12 protein-coding genes are annotated in these 15,320 nt (G+C 66.1%); 7 read left to right on the plus strand and 5 right to left on the minus strand.

Annotation, left to right across the window (positions count from 1 at the left end; genetic code table 11):
* Positions 1 to 38 precede the first annotated feature (38 nt).
* Positions 39 to 1,481: a CCA tRNA nucleotidyltransferase gene (locus OHB13_RS18525; protein ID WP_328377845.1), complete on the minus strand. Its 1,443-nt coding sequence runs from the start codon at positions 1,479 to 1,481 to the stop codon at positions 39 to 41.
* Between the two features lie 182 nt (positions 1,482 to 1,663).
* Between OHB13_RS18525 and OHB13_RS18530 the strand changes: the two genes are divergently transcribed.
* The 7 genes from OHB13_RS18530 (at position 1,664) to trxA (ending at position 11,140) form a co-directional block, all read left to right on the plus strand.
* Positions 1,664 to 3,958 carry a DUF6049 family protein gene (locus tag OHB13_RS18530; RefSeq protein ID WP_266855236.1) on the plus strand — a complete coding sequence of 765 codons (2,295 nt, stop codon included), beginning with the start codon at positions 1,664 to 1,666 and terminating at the stop codon, positions 3,956 to 3,958.
* 46 nt (positions 3,959 to 4,004) lie between these two features.
* Positions 4,005 to 6,164, plus strand: a complete 2,160-nt coding sequence (gene murJ, locus OHB13_RS18535; protein ID WP_328377846.1) for a murein biosynthesis integral membrane protein MurJ — start codon at positions 4,005 to 4,007, stop codon at positions 6,162 to 6,164.
* A 128-nt stretch (positions 6,165 to 6,292) separates the two neighbouring features.
* Positions 6,293 to 8,026 carry a protein kinase family protein gene (locus OHB13_RS18540; RefSeq protein ID WP_328377847.1) on the plus strand — a complete coding sequence of 578 codons (1,734 nt, stop codon included), beginning with the start codon at positions 6,293 to 6,295 and terminating at the stop codon, positions 8,024 to 8,026.
* A gap of 26 nt (positions 8,027 to 8,052) precedes the next feature.
* Positions 8,053 to 8,766 (plus strand): RNA polymerase sigma factor SigM, encoded by a 714-nt coding sequence (gene sigM / locus OHB13_RS18545; RefSeq protein WP_328377848.1) that lies wholly within the window; start codon positions 8,053 to 8,055, stop codon positions 8,764 to 8,766.
* The gene (locus OHB13_RS18550) at positions 8,763 to 9,662 is read left to right on the plus strand and encodes a hypothetical protein (protein ID WP_328377849.1); all 900 of its coding nucleotides are present in this window, start codon (positions 8,763 to 8,765) and stop codon (positions 9,660 to 9,662) included. The genes sigM and OHB13_RS18550 overlap by 4 nt, the downstream gene beginning before the upstream one ends.
* Before the next feature lie 106 nt (positions 9,663 to 9,768).
* Positions 9,769 to 10,743: a thioredoxin-disulfide reductase gene (gene trxB, locus OHB13_RS18555; protein ID WP_328377850.1), complete on the plus strand. Its 975-nt coding sequence runs from the start codon at positions 9,769 to 9,771 to the stop codon at positions 10,741 to 10,743.
* 49 nt (positions 10,744 to 10,792) lie between these two features.
* Complete coding sequence (gene trxA / locus OHB13_RS18560; RefSeq protein ID WP_266855230.1) at positions 10,793 to 11,140, plus strand: thioredoxin; 348 nt, start codon at positions 10,793 to 10,795, stop codon at positions 11,138 to 11,140.
* Positions 11,141 to 11,227: 87 nt separating this feature from the next.
* Here trxA and OHB13_RS18565 read toward each other — a convergent pair whose 3' ends face one another.
* The 4 genes from OHB13_RS18565 to rsmG all read right to left on the minus strand — a co-directional run bounded on the left by OHB13_RS18565 (position 11,228) and on the right by rsmG (position 15,309).
* Entirely contained in the window at positions 11,228 to 11,845 is a 618-nt protein-coding gene (locus OHB13_RS18565; RefSeq protein WP_266855229.1) for a GNAT family N-acetyltransferase, read from the minus strand.
* Positions 11,846 to 12,156: 311 nt separating this feature from the next.
* Positions 12,157 to 13,269, minus strand: a complete 1,113-nt coding sequence (locus tag OHB13_RS18570; RefSeq protein WP_328377851.1) for a ParB/RepB/Spo0J family partition protein — start codon at positions 13,267 to 13,269, stop codon at positions 12,157 to 12,159.
* On the minus strand, positions 13,266 to 14,342 hold the full coding sequence (locus OHB13_RS18575) for an AAA family ATPase (RefSeq protein WP_323183940.1): 1,077 nt from the start codon (positions 14,340 to 14,342) through the stop codon (positions 13,266 to 13,268). The genes OHB13_RS18570 and OHB13_RS18575 overlap by 4 nt, the downstream gene beginning before the upstream one ends.
* Positions 14,343 to 14,592: 250 nt before the next feature.
* Positions 14,593 to 15,309, minus strand: a complete 717-nt coding sequence (rsmG, locus tag OHB13_RS18580) for a 16S rRNA (guanine(527)-N(7))-methyltransferase RsmG (RefSeq protein WP_266855227.1) — start codon at positions 15,307 to 15,309, stop codon at positions 14,593 to 14,595.
* Positions 15,310 to 15,320 lie beyond the last annotated feature (11 nt).

Here is a 15,320-nt window from a genome sequence, read left to right on the forward strand (position 1 = left end):
GCCGTGCCGGCCGTCATGTTTCACGTGAAACATCGACCTCAGTTCTGCGCGGCCCACCACTCCTTGAGCGCTGCCACCGCGGCGCCGTGCTCCATCGGCCCGTTCTCCAGCCGCAGCTCAAGCAGGAACTTGTAGGCGTTACCGATCACAGGACCCGGACCGACACCCAGGATCTCCATGATCTGGTTGCCATCCAGGTCTGGACGGAGGGAGTCGAGTTCTTCCTGCTCCTGCAGATGCGCAATGCGCTCTTCCAGGCCGTCGTACGCACGCGAAAGGGCGTTGGCCTTGCGCTTGTTACGTGTGGTGCAGTCCGATCGCGTGAGCTTGTGCAGCCGCTCCAGCAGTGGTCCGGCATCACGCACATAGCGCCGCACAGCCGAGTCGGTCCACTCCCCGGTCCCGTAGCCGTGGAAGCGCAGGTGGAGCTCCACCAGCTTCGTGACGTCCTTCACCATGTCATTGGAGTACTTGAGCGCGGTCAGACGCTTCTTCGTCAGCTTCGCGCCCACCACCTCGTGGTGATGGAAGGAGACGCCACCGTCCTTCTCGAAGCGCCTCGTCTTGGGCTTACCGATGTCATGGAGCAGGGCCGCCAGCCGGAGCACCAGATCAGGACCGTCCTGCTCCAGATCGATGGCCTGCTCCAGCACGGTCAGCGAGTGCTCGTACACATCCTTGTGCCGGTGGTGCTCATCACTCTCCAGACGCAGCGCGGGAAGTTCAGGGAGCACCCATTCGGCAAGACCGGTGTCGACAAGGAGAGCGAGGCCCTTACGCGGGCTCGCGGACAACAGCAGTTTGTTGAGCTCGTCACGTACGCGCTCCGCCGAGACGATCCCGATGCGCTCGGACATGGCCGTCATCGCGGCGACAACCTCAGGCGCAACCTCGAAGTCCAGCTGAGCCGCGAACCGGGCGGCCCGCATCATGCGCAGCGGATCGTCGGAGAACGAATCCTCCGGCCTACCAGGGGTACGCAGCATCCGTCCGGCAAGATCCTCAAGACCGCCGTGCGGATCGATGAATGCCTTCTCGGGAAGAGCGACTGCCATCGCATTGACTGTGAAATCGCGACGCAGGAGGTCTTCCTCGATGGAGTCGCCGTAGGACACCTCAGGCTTGCGCGAGGTCCTGTCGTACGCCTCGGAGCGGTACGTCGTGACCTCGATCAGGTAGCCGTCCTTCTGGCAGCCGACCGTCCCGAAGGCAATTCCGACTTCCCACACCGCATCGGCCCAGGGCCGGACAATCTTCAGTACGTCGTCGGGTCGAGCGTCGGTGGTGAAGTCCAGATCGTTGCCGAGCCGGCCGAGCAGCGCGTCCCTGACCGAACCTCCGACCAGCGCGAGGCGGTGCCCGGCATCCTGGAAACGGCGGGCTAGGTCGTCGGCGACCGGGGAAACCCGCAGCAGTTCTGTGACCGCGCGGTGCTGCACCTGACTCAGTGCACTGGGATTGTCATCATTGGCGTTCGGCACAACAGAAAAGGGTACGTGCCCGTGCCGACCGGAGCGTCCCGATTTCCCGGCAGCTGTGCCCACCCTTCTGATCATGTGGACCAGTCCGCGGCACTTAGGCCCAGGGCACATCGTTACCATGCGTGGACGCAGCAACCGAGAACCACCGAATCAGCTGACGAAGACGAGGGACGGGCAAGCGCGTGGCCGAGGCGGCACACTTCCAGGAGATGACTCCTTCTCCTGCCCGCCGGTGGCTGCGGCGCACTGCGTCGCTGCTCGCCGGTGGAACGCTCATGGCGGGCCTTTTCTACGGCCCGGCAGCGGCCCCTGCACAGGCCGCCGTCACCGCACGGAACACCGGCGCCGTAGCCGTCAGTCTCGATGCGTTGTCACCCAGCGCACCGGTGAAGGGCGACAGCGTCACCATCACGGGCACGGTGACGAACAAGCGCAAGGAGACCGTCACTGACGCCCACGTCGGTGTTCGCGTGGGGCCGCGCCTTGCCGGCAGATCCGCCATCGATGACGCGGCAAAGCACTCCTCCGACCTCACGGGTGCAGACCCTCAGGAGGTCGGCGGCAAGTACACGGCGAAATTCGCGAAGCTGCCCTCGGGGATCAGCGAGAACTTCTCGATCTCGGTCCCGGTGAGCAAGATGAATCTCGGTGCGGACGGCGTGTACCAGCTCGGCGTCTCCCTCTCCGGACAGACAGCCGGTGCCCCGTACGAGCAGGTGCTCGGCATCCAGCGGACCTTCCTGCCCTGGCAGCCCACTGCGCAGAGCAAGAAGACACAGATCACCTCGGTGTGGCCCCTCATCTCGAAGATCCATCTGCGAGCCGAGACCAGCGCCGACGCTCAGCAGACGCCGGTCTTCGAGAACGACGACCTGGCGGAGGAGCTCGCGCCCGGCGGCCGCCTGGAGCAGATGGTCTCGCTGGGCCGCTCCCTGCCGGTCACCTGGGTCATCGACCCGGATCTGCTGGCGAGCGTCGACGCGATGACCCGGAACTATCAGATCCAGGTCGGAGACACCCAGGTCGCCGGCAAGAACCAGGCCGTCGCCAAGAAATGGCTGAGTGACCTGGAAGACGCGGTAAAGGGCCAGAAGGTCGTCGCTCTACCGTTCGCGGATCCCGATCTTGCCTCTCTGGCCCACCACGGCAAGAACGTTCCCGGCGCGCTGAGCCATCTGCAGTCGGCCACCGAGATCGCCGGCAAGACCGTGCAGACGATCCTGCATGTGAAGGCGTCCACCGATTTCGCCTGGCCGGCCAGTGGCGCGATCGACCCTTCGATCGTTGATGTGGCCACCTCTGCCGGGGCCCACAATGTGATCGCCAGCAGCGACAGTCTGCAAGAGACGGCCGGACTGCCGTACACCCCCACAGCGGCCCGGCCCATCGGCGGCGGCACCACGGCAGTGGTTTCCGACTCCCGGCTCTCCAATGCCTTCCAGGGCGACATGGCCCAGGCAGGTGCCTCCACTCTCGCAGTGCAGAACTACCTCGCCCAGACCCTGGCTCTGAACCTGCAGGAGCCGTCCAAGCAGCGCAGCATCGTCGTCGCCCCCCAGCGGATGCCCTCCGTCAGCCAGGCACAGTCGATGGCGAGCGCGCTACGCACTCTGGACGAGAACCGCTGGACCGAGCCCCTCAACCTCATCGACGCGGCCAAGGCCAAGGCGGATCCCAACGCGACGACGACGGTGCCGAGCTCATCGGCGTACCCGTCGTCCCTGCGCCGCCAGGAGCTGCCTGTCAAGGCGTTCCAGGACGTCAGGACCACGCAGTCGACGCTCGACAACTTCAAGATCATCCTGAGCCAGCCGGACCGGGTGGTGACGCCGTTCAGCAACGCCATGGACCGGTCCATGGCGACCTCGTGGCGTGGCGATGCCAAGGGGGCAAGCGCCTACCGGAGCGGGGTCCAGTCATATCTGCAGAGCCTCACCGGCGAGGTGCAGATCGTCCAGAAGTCCGACATGACGCTGTCCGGACGCAGTGCGACGATCCCGGTGACCGTGCAGAACAAGTTGCTTCAGCCCGTCAAGCACCTGGTGCTGAAGCTGCGCTCGACCAGCCCCAACCGTCTGCAGCTCGGAGACGACAAGGCGGCCGTCGCCGAGCAGCCCCTGGAGATCGCGGGCGGGCACAGCCAGACGGTGAAGTTCACGACGTCGATCAACGCCAACGGGCCCGTCAGGGTGTACGCCCAGCTCTTCACCGAGGACGGCACGCCGTACGGCAGCGCGAAGGCAATGCCCTTCACAGTGACAGTCTCGGAGATGACGCTGACGGTCATGCTGGTGATCGCCGGAGGTCTTCTGCTCCTGGTACTCGCCGGAATCAGGATGTACACGCATCGCAAGCGGGCCGCCGCTCGTGCGGCCGCTGCCGGGGGCGAGGACCCGGAGCAGCCGAGTGACCCGGGGGCGGACACCGGAGCGGAAAACGGCAACCCGCCGGGCACGGGTGAGAAAGTGGACCGTTGAGCGATGTCGTGGCCGGCCGGCCGGGGACGATGAGGTGGGGTAACCAATGAACGCGCCGTACGACGGTGACCGTGACCAGGGTTCTGGGGGCGGGGCTGCGTATTCCGGTGGGACGCCCCCCGAGCACCCCGCGGCGGGCCAGAATCAGCCTGCCCCGGATCCGTATGTCCAGGATGCCTACAGCTACGACCCGTACGGGGCACATGATCTCGGTGCCCAGGACCCGGTGGCGGATGCGCTCTACGACCGTGCGTCTCACCCCCCGCCTCCCCCGGGCACCTACACCGAGCCGCAGCCGATGTACCAGCAGCCGCCTGCGGCGCAGTACCCACCGGACCCCCGGGTCTGGGCACAGACCCCAGCACCCGAGCCGGAGGGCCCGTCCCGCTACCTTCCGTACGGGGATGACGCGACGACCCAGTTCGTCGGGGTCGACGACCTGGTGACCCAGGCAGCCGGCGAACCGGAACAGCAGGACGCGTTCGCCCATCTCTTCCGGGACCAGCAGGGCGCCGCGCCCGTTCCGCCGCCCGGTGGCCCGCAGGAGCCCGCTCCCGCCCCTCCCCCCGAGAAGTCGGGCGGGGCATCCGGCCTGCTGAAGTCGAGCGCGGTGATGGCCGCAGGGACCCTGGTCTCCCGCCTCACCGGCTTTGTACGCACCATGGTGATCACTGCCGCGCTGGGTGCGGCGACGCTCGGCGACTCCTTCACCGTGGCCTACACGCTCCCCACCATGATCTACATCCTGACCGTGGGCGGCGGGCTCAACTCCGTGTTCGTGCCGCAGCTCGTGCGCTCGATGAAGGAGGACGACGACGGTGGAGAGGCCTACGCCAACCGTCTGCTCACCGTCGTCATGGTGGCCCTCGGCGTCATCGTCGGTATCGCGGTCTTCGCGGCGCCGCTGCTGATCCGGCTGATGTCCCTGCCGATCGCCGACGATCCGGCAGCCAACAACGTCGCTGTCACCTTCGCGCGCTACTGCCTGCCCACCATCTTCTTCATGGGTGTGCACGTCGTGATGGGGCAGATCCTGAACGCCCGCGGAAAGTTCGGCGCGATGATGTGGACTCCGGTCCTCAACAACATCGTCATGATCTTCACCTTCGGACTGTTCATCTGGGTCTACGGCACCTCCGCCGACTCCCACATGAAGGTGACGACCATCCCTGCGGACGGGGTGCGGCTGCTCGGAATCGGCACCCTGCTGGGTCTGACGGTCCAGGCCCTGTCGATGATCCCGTACCTGCGCGAAGCCGGTTTCCGCTTCCGCCCGCGCTTCGACTGGCGCGGACACGGTCTCGGCAAGGCCGTGAAGCTCGCCAAATGGACGGTCCTGTTCGTCCTCGCCAACCAGGCGGGTGTCCTGGTGGTCACCCAGCTCGCCACCGCCGCGGGCAAGGCCTCCGGACGGTCCGGCGCGGGGATCATGGCCTACTCGAACGCGCAGCTGATCTGGGGGATGCCCCAGGCCATCATCACCGTCTCGGTCATGGCCGCCCTGCTGCCGCGGATCTCCCGCGCCGCCAATGACGGAGATGTCGGCGCGGTCCGCGACGACATCTCACAGGGACTGCGGAACTCCGCTGTGGCGATCGTTCCGGTCTCCTTCGCATTCCTCGCCCTGGGCGTACCGGTCTGCACCCTGCTGTTCGCCTCCAGCGGCGTACAGGCATCGGAGTCCATGGGCTATGTCCTGATGGCCTTCGCCCTCGGCCTGATCCCCTACTCGGTGCAGTACGTCGTCCTGCGTGGCTTCTATGCGTACGAGGACACCCGCACCCCCTTCTACAACACGGTCATCGTCGCCGCAGTGAACGCTGCGGCCTCCGCACTCTGCTACGTCGTCCTCCCCTCACAGTGGGCGGTGGTCGGTATGGCCGCCTCCTACGGTCTGGCCTACGCGGTCGGTGTCGGGATCGCCTGGCGAAGGCTGCGCAAGCGGCTGGGCGGGGACCTGGACGGGACGCACATCCTCCGGACGTACGCCCGCCTGGCGCTGGCTTCCATCCCGGGAGCCGTTGTCGGCGGAGCTGTCGGATTCGGCATCATCCGGGTACTCGGAGAGGGAGTACTGGGCTCGCTGGCAGCGCTGGTCGTCGGCGGCGCCGTACTTCTCGGTGTGTTCTTCATCGCGGCGAAGCGCATGCGGATCGCCGAGCTCAACTCAATGGTTGCCATGGTGCGCGGTCGCCTCGGCCGCTAGGCGCCGACGGGATCGCACAACCATCGTCCGACGCCGTGTGTCGTGCATAGCGCCGGACTGTGGGCACAATTGGCATGGCTTTGCAGACTGGCCGACAGCGCGCAACGGATGGGGAGGCAGGAACGACGGTGGCGGAACGTAGCACGGCTGCCGTCGACGTGGCCGACAACAGTGGCGACAAGCCGCTGGCCGCCAAGGCGGACAAGGCCACGGCCGACGGCACGGTGGAACCTCAGGAAACGGCTGATACCACGGCCGGTGAAGGCACCCGGGACGAGGAGAGCGAGAAGAAGCCGACGGAGCCCGCAGCAGCGCCCGAGCTCCACAGCGGGCACAAACTCGCCAGACGCTACCGGCTGGAGGAGTGCGTCACCCGTCTGGACGGTTTCAGCAGTTGGCGTGCGGTCGACGAGAAGCTCAGGCGCGCTGTCGGTGTGCATCTGCTTCCCGCTGATCACGCCCGGGCACGTGCCGTCCTCGCGGCCGCCCGGTCCTCGGCCCTTCTCGGCGACCCGCGCTTCGTGCAGGTCCTGGATGCCGTCGAGGAGAACGATCTCGTCTATGTCGTGCACGAATGGCTGCCCGACGCGACTGAAATCACCGCGCTGCTCGCTTCCGGCCCCCTGGAGGCCCACGACGCCTACCAGCTCGTCAGCCAGGTCTCGCAAGCCATGGCCGCCGCGCACCGCGAGGGCCTGTCCCACCTCAGGCTCACGCCCAGCGCGGTCCTGCGGACCTCTTCCGGCCAGTACCGCATCCGCGGGCTCGCGGTGAACGCAGCCCTGCGCGGCATCACCTCTGACACTCCGCAGCGGACCGACACAGAGGCCGTCGGCGCCCTGCTGTATGCCGCGCTGACGCAGCGCTGGCCCTACGAAACCGATGCCTACGGTCTCTCCGGCCTGCCCAAGGGTGTCGGTCTGATCCCCCCGGACCAGGTACGGGCCGGCGTCAACCGCGATCTCGCAGAGATCGCGATGCGTGCCCTGGCCAATGACGGCGCCACCGCATCCCGTCAGGAACCGCCCTGCACCACCCCCGACGAGCTCGCCAAGGCCGTCGCCGCCATGCCTCGGATCCGACCACCGGAGCCCGCCTACACCCCGCCGCCCGAGTACCAGCGCACGAACTACCAGCAGGGCACCTACGGCCGTCCGGCGACCGGCGCCAGGGTGGCACCCACCCAGCCGGTGGCCGCTCCTCCACCGCCGCTCCAGGGCCGCACCGGCAAGGTGCTCAAGTGGGCCGTCTCCGCACTGCTGATCGCCGCGCTGGGTCTGGGCAGCTGGCAGCTCGCCGACACGCTTCTGGACCGGGGCAAGGACTCCACCGGTACGGGCACCAACCAGACCAACAACGGCAACAACAATGGCACCGCCGAGCAGAAGGCTCTTCAGCCGCTCCCGGTAAAGGACGCAGCCGAGTACTACCCGGACGGCAAGCCCCAGCACCCCGCCGATGTCGGGAAGACCTACGACGGTGACAGCTCGACGTACTGGCGTACCTACTCCTTCAAGGACGGCCCCCAGCTGGCCCCCTTCAAGCGAGGGGTGGGGATCGTCTACGACCTGGGTTCCGCGAAGGACGTATCGGCTGCTTCCATAGGGCTGCGCTACTCGGGCAACGAGACCGCGATCTCCCTGTACGCAGCCGATTCAATGTCCTCCTCGGCGTCGCTGAGCTCGATGAAGAAGATCACTTCTACGAGCACCAACGGCACCACAGCGCGTTTCAAGGCAGACAAACCGGTGAACACGCGCTATGTACTGGTCTGGATCACGGCCATGCCGGATTCACCCGGAGATCAGTACAGCGAAGCGGGTTACAAGCAGGCCATAACGGATGTGAAGTTCTCCGGCTGATCAGGGACAGGGGAGGGGGCTCACCGTTGGACGACACCGCGCTCGGTACCGCCGGCGACCAGGAGCTGCTGGCTGCCCACGTCGCCGGCGACGCCGATGCCTTCGGTGAGCTGGTACGGCGCCACCGAGACCGGCTCTGGGCCGTCGCCCTGCGCACGCTCGGCGACCGCGAGGAGGCTGCCGACGCCGTCCAGGATGCACTGGTCTCCGCCTACCGCGCCGCCCACACCTTTCGCGGCCAGTCCGCCGTCACCACCTGGCTGCATCGCATCACGGTCAACGCCTGCCTCGATCGAGCCCGTAAGGCAGCGACACGGAAGACCTCGCCCGTCGACGACGCGGAGCGCCTCGATCAGCTCCTCGAACCTCATGAGTCCGCCGAGGCGCCAGCAGAGCGCCAGGACCTGCACCGCGAACTGATCAAAGCCATGAGCTCCCTCCCTGCGGAACAGCGCGCCGCCCTCGTCCTCGTCGACATGCAGGGCTACCCCGTGGCGGAGGCCGCGCAGATCCTTGATGTGCCTACAGGCACCGTGAAGAGTCGCTGTGCACGCGGCCGGGCGAGACTCCTCCCACTCCTCAAGCACCTGCGCCCGCAGTCGGCGGAGACAGGAAACGACACCCCGGCCGACGCAGCAAGGAACCGGATGCCGGGAGCATCCGTCCCACCTGCGTCGAGGCCGAAGGACGCGGGACCACAGAATCCTGCTGCAGTGAAGGGCGGAGGTGGACGCGCATGACATCGACGGCTGATACGTCTCAGCATCCCGATGTCTCGGAGATCGCCGATCTCGCTGAAGGTCTCCTTGCGCCATCCCGCGCAGTGGAAATGCAGCAGCATATCGACGCCTGCTCACTCTGTTCCGATGTCAGAGGCTCCCTCCAGGAGATTCAGGAGCTGCTCGCAACCGCGCCCGGGCCGGTTCTCATGCCGGCCGATATCGCTGAGCGTATGGACGTAGCTCTGGCTGCGGAGTCCCTGCTCGAAGCCACCCCGCGCGAAGGCGCGGCTCATGTTTCACGTGAAACATCACTCCCGCCCCGCAGCGCGGAACCCGTTCACGGCAAGCGCCCGTCAGGGCGTCCTCGTGCCACTACAGGCCCCGGCAGAAGCCGTACGGCGCGGCGACGACGTCACGTCGCTGCTCTTAGCGCGGTCTTGGGGGCAGCGGTCATCGGTATCGGTGTGTTCTTTCTGCAGTCGTCGCCCACCGCGTCGAGCGGTGACACCAGCGCTGCGGGAAAGACATCGAAGCGCGCGGGGACACCCGTATTCATTGATGCCGCTCTGCAGGACCAGGTGCACTCCCTGCTCGCCTCGGACACCACGGCGAGCACAGTCTCCCCACAGGAGAAGAAGGCTCCATCGGTCCATATGGACTCCGGCCCGACAACGCTCAAGAACGGGCCCGACGTGGCCGTGCCGCCCTGTGTCGAGAAGGGCATAGGACGCGAGGAAGGTCCGATCGCCGCGCAGAAGGGCATCTACAAGGGTTCCGATGCCTTCCTCGTCGTGCTGCCGCATCCCACTGACAGCACCCGCGTCCAGGTGTATGTCGTGGACGCGGCATGCGTCCACGCCACGCCGTCCACTCGCGGCAAGGTGCTCCTGACCCACGTCTACCCCCGCGGCTGACCCTCACGGGAATGCACGCCCCGTAGGATCCGTTGGGTGGGGTGAGAGTCCGCTGGACCTGGCCCCAGTAGGCAGCAAGCAGTCCGCAGAGACGAGGAAGAAACCCGTGAGCGACGTCCGTAACGTGATCATTATCGGCTCCGGGCCCGCCGGCTACACCGCCGCGCTCTATACCGCGCGCGCGTCGCTGCAGCCGCTGGTCTTCGAAGGTGCAGTCACCGCCGGTGGTGCGCTTATGAACACCACCGAGGTGGAGAACTTCCCCGGATTCCAGGACGGCATCATGGGACCCGACCTGATGGACAGCATGCGTGCCCAGGCGGAGCGCTTCGGTGCCGAGTTGGTTCCCGACGACATCGTGGCCGTCGATCTGACCGGCGAGATCAAGACCGTCACCGACACGGCCGGCACTGTGCACCAGGCCAAGGCGGTCATCGTCACGACTGGCTCGCAGCACCGCAAGCTCGGCCTGCCGAACGAGGATGCCCTCTCCGGACGCGGCGTCTCCTGGTGTGCCACCTGCGACGGCTTCTTCTTCAAGGACCAGGACATCGCCGTCGTCGGCGGTGGCGACACCGCAATGGAGGAAGCCACCTTCCTCTCCCGGTTCGCCAAGTCCGTCACCATCGTGCACCGCCGGGACACCCTGCGCGCCTCCAAGGCCATGCAGGAGCGTGCCGTCGCCGACCCGAAGATCAAGTTCGCCTGGGACAGCGAGGTGGCTGTGATCCACGGCGAGCAGAAGCTCTCCAGCCTGACGCTGCGCAACACCAAGACCGGGGAGACCTCCGAGCTGCCGGTGACGGGCCTGTTCATCGCCGTCGGCCACGATCCGCGCACCGAACTGTTCAAGGGCCAGCTGGACCTGGACGACGAGGGCTATCTGAAGGTCGACGCACCTTCCACCCGGACCAACCTCACTGGTGTCTTCGGCGCTGGTGACGTCGTTGACCACACCTACCGGCAGGCCATCACGGCTGCTGGGACGGGCTGCTCCGCCGCCCTCGACGCCGAGCGCTTCCTGTCGGCCCTGGCCGACAGCGAGAAGGCCGCAGAGCCCGAGAAGATCGCCAGCATCTGATCACCGCATTCCCCATCCCGAACACCCCGTGAAGAAAGAGGAGCCCGCCGTGGCCGGCACCCTGAAGAACGTAACTGATGACTCCTTCGAACAGGATGTCCTCAAGAGCGGCAAGCCCGTACTGGTCGACTTCTGGGCCGCCTGGTGCGGTCCGTGCCGCCAGATCGCTCCGTCTCTCGAGGCCATCGCAGCCGAGTACGGTGAGCAGATCGAGGTCGTCAAGCTCAACATCGACGAGAACCCGGGCACTGCCGCAAAGTACGGCGTGATGTCCATTCCGACGCTCAACGTCTACCAGGGCGGCGAGGTCGCCAAGACCATCGTCGGCGCCAAGCCGAAGGCCGCGATCATTCGCGACCTTGAGGGCTTCATCGGCGACGAGGCCACCAAGGCCTGACGTCACCTATGTTTCACGTGAAACAGGGGCCGCCCTTGAGGGCGGCCCCTGTTTTGATGCTCCGGGTGGCTTCTGTGGGAGCGATCCTCACAACGGACGCAGCACTGGGTCCTTCTTCACTGCGCCCAAGAGTCGGTCCAGCGCAAGCTCCACGTCTTCCTTCCAGGACAGAGTTGTACGCAACTCAAGCCGTAGCCTGGGGTAGTTCGGATGCGGCCGTACCGTCTTGAACCCGACCGCCAGCAGATGATCCGCGGGGAGCAGACAGGCGGGTTCCTTCCACCGAGCATCGCCGAATACCTCGATCGCCTTGAAGTTCCTCCGGAGCAGATCCTTCGCTACTGTCTGCACCAGCACCCGCCCCAGTCCCTGCCCCTGGTACCCCGGCGTGATCCACGCCGTTATCAGCTGCACGGCGTCGGGAGAGACGGGACTCGTGGGAAAAGCCAGCGAGCGTGGTACATACGCAGGCGGAGCATAGAGAACGAAGCCCACCGGCACGTCATCGACGTAGACGACCCGGCCGCAGGAACCCCACTCCAGTAGCACGGCCGAGATCCATGCTTCCTTCTCCAGCTCCGGCGTACCAGCCTCTATCGCGGCTTCCCCGCTGACCGGGTCGAGTTCCCAGAAGACACATGAACGGCAACGCTTGGGAAGGTCCGGAAGGTTGTCCAGCGTGAGCGGTACAAGCCGACGCCCCATGAACGGTGTTCCTCACTTCTCTCACCCGCTGCTTCGCAAGCGGCGCTCAGCTCGCTCCACTCCCTGAGCAGGCTGCCGACGAATCCGCCGACCACCCCCAGCCCCAGTCCAGCAGTCACCAGTCGGCTGCGGTTCACCGTTCGCATGGGCCCCTGCCCTCCCTCACCGCGATGGATCAAGGTGGATGCGCCATACCAAAACGCATCGTATCCATCCCGGCGATCGGACGGATACCGTGAGAAAGCAAAGGGCGGGGCGTGTTCCGGCCTACCGGACACGCCCCGCCCTCTGAACAGATGCCAGCCGCAGACTCAGTTCTCGTCTTCCTCGACGGCTTCGGCTTCGGCTGCGAGCCGCTTCTCCAGGACTCGTCCTTCGCCGGGAGCGAGCGAACCAAGAATCCGGTCCAGATCATCCATCGAAGCGAACTCGACGACGATCTTCCCCTTCTTCTGTCCCAGATCGACCTTCACCCGCGTCTCGAAGCGATCCGAGAGCCGTGAGGCAAGGTCGGAGAGCGCCGGCGACACCCGCCCTCCAGCACGCGGCCCCTTGGCCTTCGGAGCGCTCTGCGGACGCGACTGCATCAGCGTGACGATCTCCTCGACCGCACGTACCGAGAGCCCCTCCGCCACAATGCGGTGCGCCAACCGGTCCTGCTCCTCGGAGTCGTCCACCGACAGGAGCGCCCGCGCATGTCCTGCGGACAGGACTCCGGCAGCAACCCTGCGCTGCACCGGGGGCGAGAGCCTCAACAGCCGCAAGGTATTGGACACCTGCGGCCGCGAGCGACCGATCCGGTCAGCGAGCTGATCGTGTGTGCAATTGAAGTCCTTGAGCAACTGATCGTAAGCCGCGGCCTCTTCAAGCGGGTTCAGCTGAGAACGGTGAAGGTTCTCCAGCAGCGCGTCCAGGAGGAGCTTCTCGTCGTCCGTGGCCCGGACGATCGCCGGGATGCGCTCCAGGTCTGCCGCACGGCAGGCCCGCCAACGCCGCTCGCCCATGATGAGCTCGAAGCGTTCGGGGCCTGCCTGACGTACCACGACAGGCTGCAGGAGGCCTACCTCCTTGATGGAGGAGACAAGCTCAGCGAGAGCGTCGTCGTCGAACACCTCACGCGGCTGGCGCGGGTTGGGGGTGATCGCGTCGATCGGCAGCTCGGCGAAGTAGGCGCCCGCAGGCTCCACTTGCTCTGCCACAGCTACGGGTGCCGACTCCTGCGCAGGAACAATCGATTCCCGTGAAACAGCTCCGGTAGGCAGCGCCGCCAGCTTCGCTGCCGCCACACCCCGCTCTGCTGTCATCACTGGTGCAGCCCCGGGAGTGGACGATGCCTCGGCGCCTGCGAGACCCACCTTCTCCTGTGGTGCGGCAGGGATCAGCGCACCGAGTCCACGTCCCAACCCCCTGCGTCGCTCACTCACTGGATCCCCTCCGAGATGCTCTGCTGACTGTTGTGACTGCCTGTTTGTGCGTGCCGGCCGTCGTAGTGCACGTCAACGCCGCGAAGCGCGATCTCACGGGCCGCTTCAAGGTACGACAGCGAACCGCTGGATCCGGGGTCATAGGTGAGGACTGTCTGCCCATAGCTCGGGGCCTCAGAGATACGAACCGACCGCGGAATACTGGTCTTCAGGACCTCGCGGACGAAGTGGCTGCGCACCTCATCTGCCACTTGCGAGGCAAGGCGAGTTCTGCCGTCGTACATGGTGAGCAGAATCGTCGACACATGAAGCTCGGGGTTGAGATGCCCGCGGACCAGGTCGACATTCCGCAGCAACTGCCCCAGGCCCTCAAGTGCGTAGTACTCACACTGAATCGGGATCAGCACCTCAGCGCCCGCCACCATCGCGTTGACGGTCAGCAGGCCCAAGGAGGGTGGACAGTCGATGAGGATGTAGTCCAGTGGCTGTTCATACGCTTGGAGCGCTCGCTGGAGGCGGCTCTCCCGAGCCACGAGGGACACCAACTCGATCTCAGCACCTGCGAGATCGATGGTGGCCGGGGCGCAGAAGAGACCCTCGACGTCAGGAACGGGCTGGACCACTTCGGAGAGCGGCCGGCTCTCTACCAGGACGTCGTAGATCGATGGAACTTCGGAGTGATGGTCAATCCCCAGTGCCGTGGAGGCGTTTCCCTGAGGATCCAGGTCAATCACCAGCACACGCGCGCCATGCAGCGCGAGCGAGGCGGCGAGGTTGACCGTTGTTGTGGTCTTACCGACGCCGCCCTTCTGGTTGGCGACCACCATGACGCGCGTCTGCTCGGGCCGGGGCAGGCCCTCTCCGGCACGGCCGAGAGCTTCTACAGCCAGTTGGGCAGCGCGACCAATAGGGGTGTCGTCCATCGGCGGCGGTGTTTCACGTGAAACATCTTCTGCCGCCGACTCGGTACGGGGACCGGGGACCGGATCGGTCATCGGTCCCGCGATGTTGGCGTCGGACCGCAAGGATTCACTCTCCTCGACTTCAGGCTCACAATGCACAGAGCCTGCCATGCTTTCGGGGTTGTGAACCAGCGAGGCATGTTCTTCTGTGGATGAATCCACCTTTGTGGACAACTCTGTAACCCCGAAGGGTCTACGATCCCGCGGCGTAGAGGCCGCGCGACTGCGACTGATGATCCCATGCAGCAGAGAGCGACGTTTCACGTGAAACAAGATGCCCTCGCCGCCACGTCACAACGTCACGACACTCCGAATTGAGTCTATTTGGCAGCTTTTACGGCGTTCGTGGCATCACGCTCGCCTAACGGCGTCGCCGGGTCCGGCTCACCCGAGCCGCCTTCGCCCGCTTCGCGGCGAAGCGCACGCCCCCGGGGCTCTCCCCCACCTCGACTCGCACCACCGTGGATAGCGGATCGACGATCCCCTCGCCGACCTGAAGCACCGAAGTCTCGACTACGCCCAGCTTGCTCAGTGCTGCCCGCGCGCCCTGAATCTCCTCTTCAGCGGTATCGCCCTTGAGGGCCAGCATCTCCCCGTACGGACGCAGCAGCGGCACGCCCCACCCGGCTAGCCGGTCCAGCGGAGCCACCGCGCGGGCCGTCACCACATGGACCGGCGGCAGCTTGCCCAGAACCTCTTCTGCCCGGCCGCGAACAACCGTCACATGGTCGAGCCCCAGCAGCTCCACCACCTCTTGCAGGAAGTTGGTTCGCCGCAGCAAGGGTTCCAGCAACGTGATCTTCAGATCCCTGCGCACCAGAGCCAGTGGGATACCCGGCAGCCCGGCACCGGAGCCCACATCGCAGATGGTCACTCCCTGAGGAACCACCTCGGACAGCACCGCGCAGTTCAGCAGGTGCCGCTCCCAGAGCCTGGGCACCTCACGCGGTCCGATCAGCCCGCGCTTGACCCCCGCGTCCGCCAGCAGCTCCGCGTACCGAACGACTTCCGGGAAGAACTCGCCGAAAACCTCATGCGCCACTTCCGGCGCCTGGGGGAGCTCCGCTGACTCGGTCACGGGGACCGTCC

This window comes from Streptomyces sp. NBC_00440 (assembly GCF_036014215.1).
Taxonomy (GTDB): domain Bacteria; phylum Actinomycetota; class Actinomycetes; order Streptomycetales; family Streptomycetaceae; genus Streptomyces.